Raw genomic sequence first — 18331 nt, forward strand, 5'->3', positions numbered from 1 at the left:
ATCCATGTCAGGACATAGTAAATGGTCGACCATCAAGCACAAAAAAGGGGCGGCAGATAAAAAACGGGGAAAAATCTTTACCAAATTGATCAAGGAGATTACCGTGGCAGCCCGCATGGGCGGAGGGGATCCCGAGGCTAATCCGCGCTTAAGACATGCCTTGAATGCGGCCAAGGCCCAGAACATGCCCAAGGATAATTTTGACCGGGCCATTAAAAAGGGAACCGGAGATCTAGAAGGGGTCAACTACGAAGAAATTGTATATGAAGGTTATGGCCCGGGCGGGGTTGCCGTGCTTGTGGAATGTCTTACCGACAATAAAAACAGGACCATTGCCGATGTCCGTTATATTTTTAACAAGGCCGGAGGGAATGTGGGAACTGACGGCTGTGTGGCCTGGATGTTTGATAAAAAAGGGCTGATCTGCGTGTCCAAGGAAGATTCCGACGAAGATACCCTCATGGAAGTTGCCCTGGAAGCCGGTGCCGAAGATATCAAAGATGAGGGGGATGTGTTTGAGATTATCACCGAGCCCGATGATTTTGACGGGGTAAAAGATGCGGTTGATGGTGCTGAAATACCCTGCCAGATGGCCGAAATCACCATGCTGCCCCAGAACATGACAGAAGTCGCGGGCAAGGAAGCCGAACAGATGATCCGGTTTATGGATGCTCTGGACGATTGTGATGATATCCAGAAATTTTATACCAATGCAGATATTCCTGATGAGGCCTTTGAGGCCATCTAGATAAAGAAAATTTACATTTGGCATAAAAAAAGGAGCTGATTTTTCAGCTCCTTTTTTTGTTTCCAGGCGATTTTGTTTGAATTCAGGTGCGTTTATCTCAAAGGGGTGTTGCAGCCTTGGCGGAAAAATTGACACCAGGGTATTTCAATTTTAACGGTTTGGGTTTTCCTGGTGGCCAGGAGCAATACCATGATTTGTCCCTTATTTCATATGGATCATTTTTTGAACGGCGCCCAGGGCCTTGACCCGGATATCTTTGGGCACAATGATCGTTCCTGTGAGATTTTCCAGGCTGTTTAAAATATCTTTAAGGCTGATTTTTTTCATATCCGTGCACAGCAGCTTTTCTGACACCGGGAAAAATTGTTTTTTAGGATGGGCCTTGGAAATGGGATGGAGCAGGCCGACTTCAGTGCCGAGGATAAACTGCTCTGCACGGCTCTGTCCTGCAAACCGGATCATGCCCGAGGTGGACTGGATGCTGTCGGCCAGCGTCAGAACCTTTGGCGTGCATTCGGGGTGGGCCACAAACAGGGCATGGGGGTGGGCTTTTTTGGCTGCCATGACCTCTTCCACGGTCAAATCGTTGTGAAAGGGGCAGAACCCTTCCCAGAGATGGACTTTTTTATCCGTATGTGCAGCAGCATATTGTGCCAGGTTCCTGTCCGGGGTCATCAAGACTTGGTCGGCATCCATGGCATTGACCACCTGGACCACATTGGCCGAGGTGCAGCAGATATCCGAGGCGGCCTTGACTGCGGCAGACGAGTTGACATAGGTGATCACCGGGATATTGCCCAGCTCCTTTTTCCTGGCGGTCAAAGCCTCTGGGGTGACCATGTCGGCCATGGGGCAGCCGGCATCGGGGTTGGGCATGAGCACGGTTTTATCGGGGCAGAGAATGGCCGCGGTTTCGGCCATGAACCTCACCCCGCAGCAGATGATGATTTTGGCATTGGTGGCTGCCGCACGGATGCTCATTTCCAGACTGTCCCCGCAAAGGTCGGCAATGTCCTGAATCTCTTGGGGCTGGTAGTTATGGGCCAGGATAATGGCATTTTTTTCCCGGGCCAGCTGTTTGATTTTTGTTTCCATGGTCTGTCCTATTTTTGTGTCAATCAATCAGTTCATTTCAATGATGCTGACCCCCTCTGGAAGGGTAAAGGAAAAATTATCAGGGTCAGGATCTTCAAAAATAATATGGGTGAAGTAAAACCGGGTGGTATCCCCATAGATGTTTTCAGTGGCCACGATTTGAATCTGATGGCTTGGCAGATCAATGGTGATGCCAATGGATTTTAAGTCCGGATTTTCCTTTTTGGGGGTGAGAATCAGTTCGGCAAACTTGGGGTCGGTTTTGCCTAAGGAGATCTTGTAATTGTTCCGGATTCTTGAGATGTCCGACAAAAAAGAGCCCCCTGCACCGGCCTTGAAAAAAGGGGCGGCACTGCCTTGCATGACCTGGTTTTCCTCGGGCCGAAAGATCCACAGGGTCGTGCCGTTGGTGATGATTTCATGGACATCCGGGGTGTCGTAGCGCCAGCGCATTTTGCCTGGATGACTGAACCAGGCCTTTCCGGTTGCAATCTCTGTGAGGTCCAGTGCCGTAAGCCTTGCCACCTGTTCAAAATCAGCTGAAAAGCTTTTGTTGGCATAGGTTTTTTCAAGGCCTGTAACCAGGCTCTCTTTTAGATCTTCCGGCAGGGTCTCTGCCTTGACCGGGCTTGTCTGGCCAAGGCCTGCGGCCAAAAGAATCATGATCAAAAATCTAAATACCATGGTCAATCTCCGGTTATTTGAGCAGTTTTTCAAGGTTTTTGCGTTTATCGTCAGCATAGATCCTGCGCAGTTTGGGTTTTTCAATTTTGCCGGTGGGGTTTCTGGGCACATCACCGAAAAATATCTTTTTGAGCTGCTTGTACCTGGGCAATGTCTGCTGAAAATCGATGATATCCTGTTCACACATCATGACATTGGGCTTGATGCTGACAATGCCGGCAGGCAATTCACCCAGCCGTTCGTCAGGCACTCCGATCACGGCAATATCCTTGATTTTTTCATGGTTGAGGAAAAAATTTTCAATTTCCACGGGAAAGATATTTTCTCCTCCGTAAATGATCATATCTTTTTTTCGGTCCACCAGCCAGATAAATCCGTCCTTGTCATACCTTGCAATATCACCTGTGTGGAGCCACCCGTCTTTTATGGCCCCGGCGGTTGCCTCTGGATTTTTATAGTATTCTTTCATCACCCCGGCCCCTTTGACAATGAGTTCTCCGGATTCACCCCCTGGCAGGGGGTTGCCCTGCTTGTCAATGATCTGGGCTTCCCACCCGTGTCCGGGGATGCCGATGGGGCCGATACGGTCAGCATTTTCAATTCCAAGATGGACGCAGCCGGGACCTGATGATTCAGTCAGTCCGTAATTGGTGTCATAGGCCTGGCCTGGAAAGTATTTTTTCCAGTTTTCAATCAGACTTGGGGGAACGGGCTGGGCCCCTGCATGCATGAGCCGCCACTGGTCAAGACTGTGATCTGCAAGATTGATTTGACCATTTTCAACCGCAATGAGGATGTCATGGGCCCAGGGCACTAAAAGCCAGACAATGGTGCATTTTTCTTCGGATATAGCTTCTATGATCCATTGGGGGTTCACCCCGTTGAGGAGCACGCATTTGCCTCCGACGAGAAAAGAGCCCATCCAATGCATCTTGGCCCCGGTATGATAGAGGGGCGGGATGCACAAAAAAACATCTTCATGGGTCTGGTTGTGGTGGGCATTTTCCACACGACAGGCATGCATCAGGCTTTCATGGGTGAGCAGGACCGCCTTGGGGGTGCCGGTGGTGCCTGAGGTAAAATAGAGGGCTGCCTCGTCCTGGGGACCTAAGGCTACCTCGGGCAAGGTTTTAGGGTCTGAGGTTCGGATAAATGTTTTGTATGGCAACGCCCAGGACGGGCAGTCTTGTTCAGGGCCTGTAAAGATCCAGAACTCAACATGCCTGTCCAGATCTTCTTTGACCGCCTCAATCCGGTCGATGAATTCAGGGCCGAAAATAAAGGCCCGGGCTTCTGCGGTCAGGGTGCAGAGCCTGATCTTGTCCGATTCAAACCTGAAGTTCAGGGGCACGGCCCATGCACCGGTATGGAGGATGCCAAAATAAATGGGCAGCCAGTCCATGGCATTGGTCATGAGCTGAACCACCTTATCCCCTTTTTTTATCCCGTTTTGGGACAGGGCATTGGCGGTTTGAATGCTTTGGGAGGCAAACGCTTTCCAGGTGATCTCACTGCGCTGACCCGTGGCCGGTATCCGCTCTACCAGGGCTGTTTTATCCGGGAATTTTTCATGGTTTTGTTCAAGTATATCCGTGATGATCATTTATAATCAGGCCCTTATATCAATAGTACAATCTTACGGTGGTATGCCAAATAAAAATCCTGCCGGGTCACTATAGACCACGGCAGGATTATATTCAACACTAAATAGATGCTGAGCCCAAGGGCTCAACCCCGGGTTTATTTATCTTTTTTAACCTCTTCAAAGTCGGCATCCACCACATCTTCGTCATCACTGGGAGCGGCATCGGCAGCTTCGGCGCCACCAGCTCCTGGATTGTCCTGGGATGCCTGCTGGTACATGACTTCGGCCAGTTTGTGGGAGGCCTGGGACAAGGCTTCGATCTTGGCCTTGATCTCATCGAGATTGTCTGAGTCTTTGGCCTGTTTCAGGGCTTCGGCAGCCGCTTCAATCCCTTTTTTGGTCTCTTCGTCAACTTTGTCCCCGTGTTCTTTCAGGGTTTTTTCAGTCTGGTCCACCAGGGCTTCTGCCTGGTTTTTGGTGTCCACAAGCTCACGTTTCTGTTTGTCTTCTTCAGCATGCATTTCAGCATCCTTGACCATTTTGTCGATCTCATCGTCGCTCAGGCCGGAAGCCGCCGTAATCTGGATAGACTGTTCTTTGCCTGTGGCCTTGTCTTTGGCGGCAACATGGACAATACCGTTGGCGTCAATGTCAAAGGAAACCTCGATCTGGGGAACTCCCCGGGGTGCGGGCGGAATGTCAGACAGTTCAAATTGTCCCAGGGTCTTATTGTCTGAGGACATTTCCCTTTCACCCTGAAGCACGTGGATGGATACGGCCGGCTGGTTGTCGGCCGCCGTGGAAAAGACCTGGCTTTTTTTGGTGGGGATGGTGGTGTTTTTGTCAATGAGTTTGGTCATGACGCCGCCCAGGGTTTCAATACCCAGGGAAAGAGGGGTGACATCCAGCAGCAGGACATCATTGACATCCCCCTGGAGAACACCGGCCTGAACCGCTGCACCCATGGCAACCACCTCATCGGGGTTTACCCCTTTGTGGGGTTTTTTACCAAATATTTTTTCCACCCGCGCTTGGACTGCCGGCATCCGTGTCATTCCGCCGACCAGAACCACTTCATCCACACCGCCTGCGCCGAGATTGGCCTCTTTGATGGCGGTACGGCAAGGCTTTTCCAGATTGTCCAGAAGGTCTGCAACCAGGGATTCAAGCTTGGCCCGGGTCAGTTTGACATCCAGATGTTTGGGGCCGGAAGCATCTGCCGTGATAAAGGGCAGGTTGATAGTTGTTTCCGTGGCTGTGGAAAGCTCCATTTTGGCTTTTTCTGCCGCCTCTTTGAGACGCTGAAGTGCCATTTTATCGGCTCTTACATCAATGCCCTGGTCTTTTTTGAACTCATCTGCCATGAAATCAATGATTCTCAAGTCAAAGTCCTCGCCCCCGAGATGGGTGTCGCCTGAGGTGGACTTAACTTCAAATACCCCATCTCCGATTTCAAGGACAGAGACATCAAAGGTTCCTCCGCCAAGGTCAAATACGGCAATTTTTTCTTCACCTTTTTTATCCAGGCCATAGGCCAGGGATGCGGCTGTGGGTTCATTGATGATCCGTTTGACTTCAAGACCGGCGATTTTACCGGCATCTTTGGTGGCCTGCCTCTGGCTGTCATTAAAATAGGCGGGTACGGTAATGACCGCCTCTGTAACAGGCTCTCCTAGATAATCCTCAGCCGTTTTTTTGATGTTGGCCAGGATAAAGGAAGAAATTTCAGCCGGGCTGTGCTGTTTGCCGCGAAGGTTAATTCGGGTATCCCCGTTGCTGGCCCCTTCAATTTTATAGGGAAGGTTGGGAATATCATCCTGGACTTCCTTTGAGTTGAATTTTCTTCCCACAAGCCGTTTTACGCCGAATACGGTATTTTCAGGATTGGTGACAGCCTGACGTTTGGCAGTCTGGCCCACGATCCGTTCTCCGTTTTCACTGACGGCCACAATGGACGGGGTGGTTCTGCCGCCTTCTGCATTGGTGATGATGGTTGCCTCACCGCCGGTCTCCATGACTGCAACGCATGAGTTGGTTGTTCCTAAGTCGATTCCAATAATTTTACCCATAACATACCCTCCAAGATATCTTTATTTTTCTGTGTTTTTTTCTGTCTCTTTTTCAACTCTTTTTGAAACAACGACCATGGCCGGTCTGATGAGCCTGTCATGGAGAAGATATCCCTTTTGTAATACACTAACCACGGTATTATCGGGAACTTCATCGGTTTCCTGCTGGGTGACGGCCTGGTGGAAGTTGGGATCAAAGGGTTGATCCTGAGCTTCTACAGGGGTCACATTAAAGGTGGCAAAAAGCTTGAGGATTTCCTTGAGCGTCAGCTTTACGCCTTCAAGAAGGCTTGCATCATCAGATTCTTTTTCTGCAGAGGTGATTGCCCGTTCCAGGTTGTCCACCACAGAGAGAAATTGTTTGAAAACCGTTTCATTGGCAAATTTTTTGAAATCATCGATTTCTCTTTGTTTGCGTTTTTTAAAGTTTTCAAATTCTGCTGATAGTCTCAGGTTTTTGTCCTTTTCCGAGGCCAGCAATTCCTTTAGCTCTTTAATTCCTTTTGATTTTTTGTCGTTTTTTCCCGTATCAGAATTTTTTTGCTCGTTTTCCGTTGAGGCTTTTTTGGGGGAAGAGGCCTTTTTTTCTGTCTCTTTTTGTCTCTTATTTTCTTTGAGTACCAATTTGTTTCGCTCCAAAATCCCTAACTATTAAGAGTTTAGTCATTAAATATGATAAATTATGGCTGAAAAATAAGTCTGTTTGAAGCCATGTCAAGATATAAAAAATACTAGGGGGATGAATCAAGAAGAACCGGCTGTGCCGGTCGGACGGATAATTGCGTGACCGGGATCGATCCACGACACAGAAGGGATCACTTATCGCTGCTTCCTTCCGGACCTGACGAGGTTCATGGCCGTCTGTTACGAGGCGACCGATCAGAATTATCCGCCCGACCGACACAGCCGGGGAACACAATATATACGTGTTTTTTAAATTTAATTCAAGTCTAATTTAAAGGGAAGATTTTCATGCAAACACTTAAGAATTTAGTATTTGAACAAAACCAATTTTTGGGATAATATATAAAATATCCCATTTCAACAGATGAGCAAACACAGGAGAGTCTAATGAGTGAAATAGTAAATGACGGGGATCAGACCATTATAAAGCCAGGTACAGATGTCGTTGCCTCAATGGCTGAAACGTTTAAAGGCGAACTACTTTCAGCCATTAACGCCTCCAAAGGGATGGTTGTCATTGACCTTGAGGGTGCGGACATGGTCGATTCAGTAGGAATCGGCGTGATTATCGCCTCCCATAATACCCTGAGCCAGGCAGACCGGCAGCTCAAGGTCATCAATGTGACAAAGGATGTTTTTGGTTTGTTTACCACCATGCGCCTCAATCGTCGTTTTACAGTCCAAGGCGTTGAATAGGCTTTTGTTTTGATACTCAGGGCAGTTTTTATATTGGCCGTTATATCTGCCGTAGGGATTGTCGGCTGTGACAATGAAAAGGATTAGTATTCCGGATTGTCGGGCCTGGTTGCAGAACGGAACGATGCGCGGCAGGCTATTTCTGAACAAGGTGTGCTTTCCAAGAAGGCAGCGCCAAAGCAGGGCATGTATCCAGGGGAGGACAAGCCCCGTATTCTGCCTGAAAAAAAATTGATACCACGGTTGTGTACGAAAAAAAAGTAGAGATTGTGGATTCTCAGTCCAGGCAATCCCTTGTCCATGGGATTGCCTATATGAACAAGAACGGACAGATCGTAAAGATTAAAGTCAAGCGATAATTACCCCGGGTCATAATTACCCTAAGCCATTGACCGGTATCATTGATCCGGGTATCCTTGGGGTTTATGGGGCCGGAGATGGGTTTCTTTTTGAACCGTCCGGCAAATGATCCTCAATTGTTTTTGTCGGTTCCTTTATACCCTCGGGCTTGGTTTTCTGGGGTTCTTTTGGGGTCTCCTCCGGTTCTGGAGAGGCGGCATCCGGTGTTTTTTCAGAGAATGTCTCAAGCTGCTGTTCCAGTTCTTTGATTTTGCTGTTGGCCTTGTAAAGTTTTCCTGCAGCCTCTTCCTGCAGGTGTTCCAATTCACTTATGGTTTTTTTGCCGGCCTTGATTTTGTTCAGATACCCCTGAATGGTCCGGCTGTACTTCGCTGTTATCTTTTTTTCAACCGATTGGGTCAAGGTATGGGTTAAAAGGATATTGATCAGTTCGGCCACAAGGGCGATCACGGTAACATAGAGCATGCCGTCCGCCTGGAGAAAGTAAAGAATGACAACGATGATGATGGATGTAAAAAAAACCATGGCAAGTATCCGTGTTTATTAAATTCCGTAATTCTTTAGTTTAGTGTATTACATCGTCCCTATATAATTTAGGTTATAGGATAGGTTTTTGATTATTGCAAATGGATTTGACGGGAAGTGGTATCCTGAAGTTTAAGGGGTCCACCCTAGAAAGGGGCCTCTTTGTTCATAATGGTCGGGGCGAGAGGATTCGAACCTCCGACATCCTGCTCCCAAAGCAGGCGCGCTACCAGGCTGCGCTACGCCCCGTTCCATCATAAAAACAAAAAAGATTTATATCATTGAGGGTATGAAATATCAAGGTCAATTTTGGGTGTTGATAAATTGTCCCTCAATGGCTCGGGCAATGGTCCGGGCATAGGGCTGTAAAAACTTTTTTTTTGCCTGTTCTGATCTGGGGACCTGGGTCAGGGAAAAAGGTTCAATCATTATGCCGGGCATGAGCGTTCCTTCCAGGGCAATGACCGGAGCCTGGCAGACAAGGGTACGGACATGGGTCAATTTTTTGAAATGCCGGGCCGTGTTCTCTGCCATGCGTTTGGAGGCAGATTGGGATTCAAGGGGCTGGGTCTGCCATTGGTTTGCCTCTGAAGGGATTGCCAGTCCGTAATAAAAGATAAAGGCTTGGCCGGGTTTTTCACGGTGCAGATGAAGGCTGACAAAAAGATTGGCCCTGTTTTGATTGGCAAAGGCAGCCCTTTGTTCGGGGGATTTTTTTTCGGCAGGGCCGGATTGTTCCGGGGGGCGGGTCAGTCTGATCTGAAAACCTTCTGACAGCTCTGCTGCAATCATGTCGGCCAGTTCGAGTGTGATCTGGTTTTCTTGAATTCCGGCTCTTGAAATGAGTCCTGTATCCGTTTCACCATGACCCGGGTCCAGAGCGATGAGGGTCTGGCGGGTCATGATGGTTGCGGCGGGGGCCGGGGTCCAGGAAACCATGGTTAGGACCAGTATAATGAGGATAATCCAGTTTCTTTCTTTGGGCAATTTGCTTGACACCTTTATATAGAAGCGTTATTTTAGTAGACTTTGTGTAAAGTGTTTATGCCATACCATATAATAGTTATGGCATATTTTTTTAATTTTTTGAAGCCGTGTTTGTTTAGAACACGAATTTAATTGAAGACAACAGGACAGAATCATGCCGGTAAAAATCGAAGACAAAAGCAGTATTAAAAAGGTGCTTTCCTTTGAAATCCCCAAGGAAAAAGTGACCAAAGAACTCAATAAGGCCTATAATGAATTAAAAAAGAGCGCTGACATTAAAGGGTTCAGAAAAGGTAAAATTCCAAGAAAAGTGCTTGAGAACCGATTTGCAGCAGAGGTTCATGCCGATCTGGCCCCCCGATTGATTCAGGAGGTTTTTATCGAAGCCATCCAGGAACATGAACTCAACGTGGTGGGCGGACCTAAGATAGATCCCCCTGAGCTGAATCCTGATGCTGATTATGTTTTTGATATGACCATTGAAGTCAAACCGGAATTGCCAGATGTTGAGTTCCAAGGGCTTGAGCTGAAAAAGACCAAGTATGAAGTTTCTGATGCTGAAATCGACAGCCAGATCTATATGATTCAGAAAACCATGGCCAAAAAAGAACCTGTAACCGAAGAGCGTCCGGTTAAAGATACGGATTTTGTTCTCATTGATTATGAAGGATTTTTAAACAAGGAAGCGTTTGAGCATACGCCCAAAGTTGAAAATTATGTCATGGGGATCAACCAGGGTGCCCTGCCCAAGGAATTTTCAGAAAAACTCATTGGGGCTATTCCTGTTCAGGATTTGGAAATTGAAGTGGTTTATGCCGATGATTTTAACGATGAGAACCTCAAAGGCAGGACCATAGAATATAAGGTGACTCTCAAAGAAATTCAGGAAGAAATTTTGCCCGAGGCCAATGATGATTTGGTCAAAGGATTGGGTAAATTTGAGTCCCTTGATCAGGTTAAAGATTCCATCCGGGAGAATCTTGAAAAGGGGATTGAGCAGCGGGTCAAGCATGAGATGAGCGAGCAGATTTTTCAGGCATTGCTGGGCAAAATTGAGTTTGAGGTGCCTGAGGCCATGATCGAAGGAGAGCTCAACGGCATTATTGCCGAAACAGAGCAGGCCTATGCCCAGAATAACACCAGCTTGGAAGAGATCGGCCTGACCAAAGAGGGGATGAAAACCCAGTACAGGGATGTGGCTGAAAAACAGGCCCGGCGTCACCTGATCCTGGATAAACTCATTACCCAGGAAAACCTGGAAATGACTGAGGAAGAGCTGGATGCAAGTTTCGAGGAAATGGCCCAGGGCATGAACGCTTCAAAGGATGCGGTTAAAAATTATTTTAATATGGATCCCAAACAACTTGAATATTATAAGCATACCCAACTTGAAAAAAAGGCGGTTGATCTTATAATAGAAAAAGGCAGTGTTGTTGAAGTCGAACCTGAAGCTGCACCGGCGGCAACAAAAGCAGATGAAGAAAGCGACACTGAAGAATCATAATTCTTCCGCTTGCGGATAATACAAAAAGATAATGACAAGGAGTTTAATCGTGCCTCTTATTCCTATGGTTGTTGAACAGAGCAACAGGGGTGAACGTGCCTATGATATCTATTCTCGGCTTCTAAAAGACAGGATTATTTTCCTGGGGTCAGCCATTGATAATGAAATTGCCAATCTCATCGTGGCCCAACTTTTATTTTTAGAGTCTGAAGATCCTGAAAAGGATATCAGTTTTTATATTAATTCCCCGGGAGGGGTGGTAACGGCAGGTATGGCTATTTACGATACCATCCAGTATATCAAACCGGATGTGGCCACTGTCTGTATCGGCCAAGCCGCCAGTATGGGAGCCTTGCTCCTGGCTGCAGGGACCGGGGGCAAACGGTTTGCCCTTCCCAATTCCAGAATAATGATTCACCAGCCCTTGGGTGGTGCCCAGGGCCAGGCCACGGATATTCAGATCCAGGCCAATGAAATTTTGAGAATGAAAGATACCCTGAACGAGATTATGTCCACGCATACGGGACAGGATATTAAAAAAGTAGCTGAAGACACGGATCGTGATTATTTTATGTCCGGTGCCGAAGCCATGGAATACGGTATTGTGGACCGGGTGGTGGCTGACAGAAGCGAATTGGAACAAGCGTCTGACCAGGAGGCTTCAAAGGAGTCCTAAGATATGGCCAAAAAAGATGATAACAATGATCAGTTTTTCTGTTCTTTTTGCGGTAAAAACCAGAAGGAAGTCAAAAAGCTGATCGCCGGGCCAAGTGTCTACATCTGCAATGAGTGCATCAAGCTTTGCGGTGAGATCATTGAAGATGAAGAAAAAGAACAGGCAGCGGAATCTGAAGGCACAAAAGAATTTATGGTGCCCAAGCAGATCAAGGAAAAACTTGATTCCTACGTCATTGAGCAGGACCGCGCTAAAAAGGTGTTGTCCGTAGCGGTTTATAATCATTACAAGCGTCTGGCATCCCATTTGGAAAAATCCAAGGATGATGTTGAGATCCAAAAGAGCAATATTCTGATCATCGGTCCTACAGGCTGCGGCAAGACCCTTCTTGCCCAGACTTTGGCAAGGTTTTTGGCCGTGCCCTTTGCCATTGCAGATGCCACGGCCCTGACCGAGGCTGGCTATGTTGGAGAGGATGTTGAAAATATTGTTCTTTCCCTGGTCCAGAATGCAGATTACGATATTGAAAAGGCCCAGAAGGGGATCATTTACATTGATGAAATTGATAAGATCTCCCAGAGGGGAGATAACCCTTCAATTACCCGTGATGTCTCAGGGGAGGGGGTGCAGCAGGCCCTGTTGAAAATCATTGAGGGAACCATCGCCAGTATTCCGCCCAAGGGGGGAAGAAAACACCCCCAGCAGGATTATGTTAAGGTGGATACCTCAAATATCCTTTTTATCTGCGGGGGGACCTTTACAGGTCTTGAAAAAGTGGTTGAAAGACGGCTGACCCAGAAAACCATGGGGTTTGGTGCCAAGATTGCCGATAAAAAAGATATTAACATCGGCGCCTTGTTGGGCCAGGTCAAGCCTGAAGATTTGATCAAATTTGGTTTGATCCCCGAATTTTTGGGTCGTTTGCCCGTGATTACTTCCATTGGTGAACTCAATGAAAGTTCTCTTGTTAAGATTCTAACCGAACCCAAGAACGCCCTGGTTAAACAATACCAGCAGCTGTTTCAGGTTGAAGGGGTGGATCTTCAGTATACGGACGAGGCCCTTGAAGCCATGGCAAAAGAAGCGGTGGCCAGAAAATCCGGTGCCCGGGGATTGCGTGCCATCATGGAAGAGACCATGCTGGATATCATGTATGAAATTCCCTCCAAAAAAGATGTGGTCGAATGTGTGGTCGGTGAAGAAGTGGTCTTGAAGAATGAAGACCCCATACTCTTGTATGAACAGCCAAAAAAGCAGGCCTAAACCGAAAGTTTTCGCCAATGATCAAAATTTCAAAATTTTTTAACCCGGACGGCAGCGAAGGGGAGAAACGCATCCTTCCTTTGGTGCCGTTGCGGGATATGGTGTTGTTTCCCTTTGTCACCACCTCTGTGTTTGTGGGCCGGGAAAAGTCCATCAAGGCCTTGTCCCAGGCCATGGCCGGGGATAAAAAGATTTTTCTCACCACCCAGAAAGATCCTGAGGTGTTAAAGCCCAATATTCAGGATATTTTCCAGGTGGGGACCGAAGCAAAAATTACCCAATTGCTCCGTCTTCCGGACGGGACGGTCAAGGCTTTGGTCGAGGGGTGTGAGCGGGGACGCATTGTCAAAATGACTGAGGAATCCGGGTTTCAGACCGTAGAGTATATGGGCCTGGCTGAAACAATCATGGGAGAGGCAACATGTGAAGCTGCCGTTCGTACGGTGTTTGAAGCCTTTAATTATTATTCAACCCTCTCGGGTGTGGTGTCCAAAAGTTTTTTCAAAGGCCTTGATGCCTTGGTGGATGATCAGTCCCGGTATGCGGACACCATTGCGTCTCAGCTGCCGTTAAAGGTGGCTGACAAACAGAAAATATTGGAATGCGTGGATTTGGAAGAGCGGTTTTTTATTCTGCTCAAGCTTATCCAAAAAGAGACTGAAGTTTTTTCCATGTCCCAGAAAATCAAGGGCCGGGTCAAGGCCCAGATGGAAAAACTGCAGAAAAAGCATTATCTCAACGAGCAGATGCGGGCCATCCAAAAGGAGATGGGTGAGGATGGAGATCCCGGGGAATTCGCTGATCTTGAAAAGAAGATACGCAGCAAGCGGATGCCCAGGGATGCTGCCGGCGTGGTCAGAAGGGAGCTGGACAAACTTAAGATGATGTCTCCCATGTCCTCGGAGGCCACGGTTGTCCGCAATTATATTGATTGGCTGACGGCCCTGCCCTGGTATCGGAAAAAACGTGAAAAAACCGATTTAAAAAAAGCGGAAGCAATTTTGGACCGGGATCATTACGGGCTTAAAAAACCCAAGGAACGAATCTTGGAGTATTTGGCCGTACAGATTCTGGTAAAAAAAATAAAAGGACCGATTCTCTGTCTGGTGGGGCCTCCAGGGGTGGGGAAAACCTCCCTTGCCCGGTCTGTGGCCTCTGCAACAGGCCGGTCCTTTGCCAGGATTTCGCTTGGCGGGGTCCGGGACGAGGCTGAAATCCGGGGCCATAGACGAACCTATGTCGGGGCCATGCCCGGAAAGATTATTCAGACCCTTAAAAAGGTCGGGTTTAATAATCCGGTGTTCTGTCTGGACGAAATTGACAAGATGACCAGTGATTTTAGGGGAGACCCCTCTTCAGCCTTGCTCGAAGCTCTGGATCCCGAGCAGAATAAAAATTTTAACGATCATTATCTGGAAGTGGATTATGATCTGTCTGAAATTTTATTTATCACCACGGCCAACACCCTGTTTGATATTCCGGCGCCCCTGAGAGACAGGATGGAAATCATCCAGATTCCAGGGTATACCCGGTATGAAAAAGAAAAAATTGCCAAAGGATACCTGATTCCAAAGCAATTGGAACAAAACGGCCTTGACGAGAATGATGCGGTTTTTTCCAAAAATGCGGTCCACGCCATTATCAAGCAGTATACAAAAGAGGCAGGGGTGAGGAATCTGGAGCGGGAGATTTCGTCTGTTTTAAGGAAAATTGCCACCCAGATTGTCCGGACCGATACCCGTAAAAAACGCCAGGTGACCACCACCATGGTGCTCAAATATCTGGGGCAGCCCAAATTTAGGGATTCTGCCCTGGAAAAAGAGGATAAATCCGGTATTGTCACAGGTCTTGCCTGGACCCAGGCCGGCGGCGAATTGCTTACCATTGAAGCGGTGACCATGCCGGGCAAGGGCCGGGTGATGGTCACAGGGAAGCTTGGGGATGTGATGAAGGAAAGCAGTCAGGCCGCTGTTTCCTATGTTCGGTCCAGAAGCAGCGAGCTTAATATCCGAGAGGGATTTTACAAGGACACGGATATCCATATTCATGTGCCCGAAGGGGCCATTCCCAAGGACGGGCCTTCGGCCGGCATTGCCATGTGTACGGCCGTGGTTTCCATTCTTACGGAAAAGCCGGTGAGTAGGACAGTGGCCATGACCGGTGAGATTACCCTGCGCGGTCGGGTCTTGCCTATTGGCGGGTTAAAGGAAAAGCTGCTTGCTGCCCATGCAAACGGAATCAAAACCGTGATTGTGTGTGAGGAAAATAGAAAAGATGTCAGGGAAGTGCCCAGGGCCATCCTAAAACAGATGGAAATTGTTTATGTGGATGATATGGCCCAGGTCCTTGAACATGCCCTGGTCGAGTGAGAACATAAATACAAAAAAGGCCTCCTGATTGATCGGGAGGCCTTTTTTTTGCCTGGCTGAAATTAATTATCTTCTATAATTCTCAAAAATTCAGACATGGCCGTGACCTCATCTCTGGTCGCAATGGCCCGCCGCATCCCCACGATATAGTCGTATTCTTCTTTGTCCATGAGCAGGTCTTCTTTTCGGGTGCCGGATTTGTTAATATTTATGGCCGGCCAGACCCTTTGTTCCGCACACTCCCTTGACAGGTAGAGATCCATGTTGCCTGTTCCCTTGAACTCTTGAAAAATAACATCGTCCATCCGGGAGCCGGTTTCCACGAGAATGGTGGCAATAATGGTCAGGGACCCCCCGTTTTCAAGCTTTCTGGCGGCCCCGAATATCTTTCTGGGAAATTCCATGGCATTGGCACCCAGCCCACCGCTCATGGTTTTACCGTGGCTGTCGGTATCAATATTAAAGGCGCGGGTCATTCGGGTTAAAGAATCGATGAATACCACGGCATCCTGTCCGATTTCGGCACATCTCATGGCCGTATGCATAGCCAGACGGGTCATTCTCATATGCTGGCCGATTTGCTGGTCGGCAGAAGAGTAAAGTACATTGGCATCCACAAGCCCCCTCTGGAAATCGGTGACCTCCTCGGGACGTTCATCCACCAATAGAACAAAGACTTTGGCATCTGGATGGTTTGCCACCACCGAGTTGGCCATATGTCTTAAAATGGTTGTTTTGCCGGATTTGGGGGGTGCAATGATCAATCCTCTTTGGCCCATGCCAATGGGAACGATCATGTCAAGGGCTTTTCCGGTAATGTCTTCATCGTCCTGTTCTAGGCGATACCGTTCATAGGGGTTAACGCTGATCTGCTCCTGTAACATGGGGGTGTTTAAAAATTCATCAAAGGGAAGATGATTTATGGTTTCGATGCGAATCAGGGCAAGATTTAAATTCCTAGGCCCTTTTTTTTCGCCAAATCCTTCAATGAAACTACCCTCTCTGAGGTTCAACTTTCGGATAAGGCTGTTGGGGACGTAGGTGTTCTCAGGCCGGGGTTGGAAATTCTCTTCAATATTTCTTAAAAAACCGAACCCTTTGTCCATGATTTCCAGGTATCCCTGAACTGGTTCCATCGTTAACTCCTAAAACAATGAGGTGTTGGCAAATCGATAAAGCAAGGATCATGATCTGCTATTCCCTTGTGTGGTAATTTGTATCCAAGAAGAGAAAAAAGAAATGACTTGCATTAAAATTTATCGGATGTTTTTATTATTTGTTTCTCGCCAATTAATATATCATTAATTGTATTTACATGCAAGGATCTGCCTAAAGTTTAGAGGGGAAATTATTTAGGAATAAAAAATTATTTTATATTGAATTTTTGCTTGACACAAATTTTTATTGTTGCTATAATCCCTTCTGTTTTTGGGCGATTAACTCAGTTGGGAGAGTGCAACCCTTACAAGGTTGAAGTCGCAGGTTCAAGCCCTGCATCGCCCACCAAAAATGTGACACACGGGGGTGTAGTTCAGTTTGGTTAGAACGCTTGCCTGTCACGCAAGAGGCCGCGAGTTCGAGTCTCGTCACTCCCGCCATAATATAAAAGGTTTTCAGCAATAGCTGGAAACCTTTTTTTTTTGGGGTACGCCAGACATGGCGCCCACAAAATGGTCTGTCAAAAACAGCCTATCCCGAATATTCCATGAATTTTAAGTTTTTTGCCAAAAAGCTATATTATTACAATTGGTTATATCTTTTTTTTAATTCATTTTCCATTACACAAAACCTCACCCTCCGGGCAAAGCGTTTTACCTCATCTGCTGGGTTATTGTCCGCTCGCAGTAAAGGACTACGGCTTCTCGGTCTGTGCCTTGCAGCTAAGGCAAAACCGCTTTGTGAAATATGCGGGCTGATATGGCTGACATCTGTCAATAAAAAATATCAATCCCTGCTCCAAAAAAAATGTGGGTGTAATCATCAATCATTGCAAAGGCCGGATCATTGATTCGACGGCTGATCACGCTGATATTCGCGGGTTGGGTACCGCATGACTTACGTTCGTCGGGGGCTGCCTCAGTCTATTGCCGGATGTTTATGAACTGCATTATTCATAACCCGAACGAGGATTCTCCCATAACCGTGACCGCGCCTTTGCAATGCATTGATCTATGTTTTTCCATTTCTAAGCTGCTAATGTGGTTACGGCTACGATCATGGATACGCCTCTTAAACTCTGAATCGCTTTTACAACAGGTCTCAGGCGCCAATGCTCCACTACTGCCACTATTTGATTTGTTAACCGGTCAATTCGTTGAAGTGTTTCCTTCAAAGTATCGATATATTCTTGAAGAGCCACTTGTTGCGTCGGGTGTTTCATTGGCACCTCTGACAACCAGGCCAAGTGTGTTTTATTCCATCTGGTTTTTCCAGAATAAATTTTATTATTGCGAAGCAGGAAGGAATTTAACCGCTGCTTTGTTTTTTTTGCACAAATCCTGGCATCTTCTCTTGCCCTGCTCAAATCACGGATGGCTTCATCTTCTTCATTCGGAACATGTATCTGTGTCAAATCACCCGACCGATGTAGTCGTGCCAGATTCATTGCGTCCCGCCGATCTGTTTTTACCATGTCTCCACTCTTTTGGGGGATTAAAGATGGCGCTATCACAGCGCATTCAATATTTTGAGCCTTCAGTTGGCGATATATTCCATAACCTGTTGGGCCGGCTTCATAGACCACATTTAACTCATGCCCACTGGACTTGAGTTTCCGAATCAACTTATCGATGCTCAAAGGTGTGTTATGGATATTACCGTATGACATAGCCGGACTTTTTCTTCCTTCCTCTGCTATTGCAGCATGGATCGTATCTTTGTGGACATCAAGACCAACATATTTTATAGTTTTCATCACGACCTGCCTCCTTGGTTGTTAAAAGTTCTTATTTGCTTAAAACTTTTATACTTTGAGGCAGGTCGTGTTTCAACTGTCAGCCATTATGTCTATTCTTCTTTTAAAAGGCGTTTTTTCTAAAAAAAAGACCCTGGTTTTAATGCAACCCAGGGTCTTGGTTAAAAATATA

At 47.2% G+C, this 18331-nt stretch carries 15 protein-coding genes, 3 tRNA genes and 1 other RNA gene; 8 read left to right on the forward strand and 11 right to left on the reverse strand.

The window, feature by feature from the left end:
* Positions 1-4: 4 nt before the first annotated feature.
* The gene (locus HUN05_04885; protein ID WDP84565.1) at positions 5-748 is read left to right on the forward strand and encodes a YebC/PmpR family DNA-binding transcriptional regulator; all 744 of its coding nucleotides are present in this window, start codon (positions 5-7) and stop codon (positions 746-748) included.
* A gap of 201 nt (positions 749-949) precedes the next feature.
* Here HUN05_04885 and nadA read toward each other — a convergent pair whose 3' ends face one another.
* The 6 genes from nadA to ffs form a co-directional block, all read right to left on the reverse strand.
* On the reverse strand, positions 950-1843 hold the full coding sequence (gene nadA / locus HUN05_04890) for a quinolinate synthase NadA (protein ID WDP84566.1): 894 nt from the start codon (positions 1841-1843) through the stop codon (positions 950-952).
* Between the two features lie 27 nt (positions 1844-1870).
* On the reverse strand, positions 1871-2527 hold the full coding sequence (locus HUN05_04895) for an outer membrane lipoprotein carrier protein LolA (GenBank protein ID WDP84567.1): 657 nt from the start codon (positions 2525-2527) through the stop codon (positions 1871-1873).
* Positions 2528-2540: 13 nt separating this feature from the next.
* A complete protein-coding gene (locus HUN05_04900; protein ID WDP84568.1) occupies positions 2541-4130 on the reverse strand; it encodes an acyl--CoA ligase in 1590 nt (529 codons plus the stop codon).
* Positions 4131-4267: 137 nt separating this feature from the next.
* Positions 4268-6181, reverse strand: coding sequence for a molecular chaperone DnaK (dnaK, locus tag HUN05_04905; protein ID WDP84569.1), 1914 nt, complete (start codon positions 6179-6181; stop codon positions 4268-4270).
* A 21-nt stretch (positions 6182-6202) separates the two neighbouring features.
* Positions 6203-6805, reverse strand: a complete 603-nt coding sequence (gene grpE / locus HUN05_04910) for a nucleotide exchange factor GrpE (protein ID WDP87931.1) — start codon at positions 6803-6805, stop codon at positions 6203-6205.
* Between the two features lie 160 nt (positions 6806-6965).
* Positions 6966-7062: signal recognition particle sRNA small type (ffs, locus tag HUN05_04915), an RNA gene on the reverse strand.
* Between the two features lie 190 nt (positions 7063-7252).
* Here ffs and HUN05_04920 point away from each other — a divergent pair.
* Positions 7253-7561 (forward strand): STAS domain-containing protein, encoded by a 309-nt coding sequence (locus HUN05_04920; GenBank protein WDP84570.1) that lies wholly within the window; start codon positions 7253-7255, stop codon positions 7559-7561.
* Positions 7562-7984: 423 nt separating this feature from the next.
* Here HUN05_04920 and HUN05_04925 read toward each other — a convergent pair whose 3' ends face one another.
* The 3 genes from HUN05_04925 to HUN05_04935 all read right to left on the reverse strand — a co-directional run bounded on the left by HUN05_04925 (position 7985) and on the right by HUN05_04935 (position 9433).
* The gene (locus HUN05_04925; GenBank protein WDP84571.1) at positions 7985-8446 is read right to left on the reverse strand and encodes a hypothetical protein; all 462 of its coding nucleotides are present in this window, start codon (positions 8444-8446) and stop codon (positions 7985-7987) included.
* 172 nt (positions 8447-8618) lie between these two features.
* A tRNA-Pro gene (locus tag HUN05_04930) sits at positions 8619-8695 on the reverse strand.
* Positions 8696-8749: 54 nt separating this feature from the next.
* On the reverse strand, positions 8750-9433 hold the full coding sequence (locus HUN05_04935) for an N-acetylmuramoyl-L-alanine amidase (protein ID WDP84572.1): 684 nt from the start codon (positions 9431-9433) through the stop codon (positions 8750-8752).
* Between the two features lie 154 nt (positions 9434-9587).
* On the opposite strand from HUN05_04935, the gene tig reads away from it, so the two are divergent.
* Genes tig through lon form a run of 4 tightly spaced genes read left to right on the forward strand, consistent with a single transcriptional unit; the run spans position 9588 to position 15245 of the window.
* Positions 9588-10937 (forward strand): trigger factor, encoded by a 1350-nt coding sequence (gene tig / locus HUN05_04940; GenBank protein WDP84573.1) that lies wholly within the window; start codon positions 9588-9590, stop codon positions 10935-10937.
* A 31-nt stretch (positions 10938-10968) separates the two neighbouring features.
* Positions 10969-11613: an ATP-dependent Clp endopeptidase proteolytic subunit ClpP gene (clpP, locus tag HUN05_04945; protein WDP84574.1), complete on the forward strand. Its 645-nt coding sequence runs from the start codon at positions 10969-10971 to the stop codon at positions 11611-11613.
* A 3-nt stretch (positions 11614-11616) separates the two neighbouring features.
* Positions 11617-12876: an ATP-dependent Clp protease ATP-binding subunit ClpX gene (gene clpX, locus HUN05_04950; protein WDP84575.1), complete on the forward strand. Its 1260-nt coding sequence runs from the start codon at positions 11617-11619 to the stop codon at positions 12874-12876.
* Between the two features lie 17 nt (positions 12877-12893).
* The gene (gene lon, locus HUN05_04955) at positions 12894-15245 is read left to right on the forward strand and encodes an endopeptidase La (protein ID WDP84576.1); all 2352 of its coding nucleotides are present in this window, start codon (positions 12894-12896) and stop codon (positions 15243-15245) included.
* Between the two features lie 62 nt (positions 15246-15307).
* Here lon and rho read toward each other — a convergent pair whose 3' ends face one another.
* Positions 15308-16381, reverse strand: a complete 1074-nt coding sequence (gene rho / locus HUN05_04960) for a transcription termination factor Rho (GenBank protein ID WDP84577.1) — start codon at positions 16379-16381, stop codon at positions 15308-15310.
* 294 nt (positions 16382-16675) lie between these two features.
* On the opposite strand from rho, the gene HUN05_04965 reads away from it, so the two are divergent.
* A tRNA-Val gene (locus HUN05_04965) sits at positions 16676-16751 on the forward strand.
* 14 nt (positions 16752-16765) lie between these two features.
* Positions 16766-16843: transfer RNA gene (locus HUN05_04970), tRNA-Asp, on the forward strand.
* A gap of 587 nt (positions 16844-17430) precedes the next feature.
* Here the strand turns inward: HUN05_04970 and HUN05_04975 are convergent.
* Positions 17431-18159 (reverse strand): IS110 family transposase, encoded by a 729-nt coding sequence (locus HUN05_04975; GenBank protein ID WDP84578.1) that lies wholly within the window; start codon positions 18157-18159, stop codon positions 17431-17433.
* Between the last annotated feature and the right edge of the window lie 172 nt (positions 18160-18331).

This window comes from Desulfobacter sp. (genome assembly GCA_028768545.1).
Classification (GTDB): domain Bacteria; phylum Desulfobacterota; class Desulfobacteria; order Desulfobacterales; family Desulfobacteraceae; genus Desulfobacter.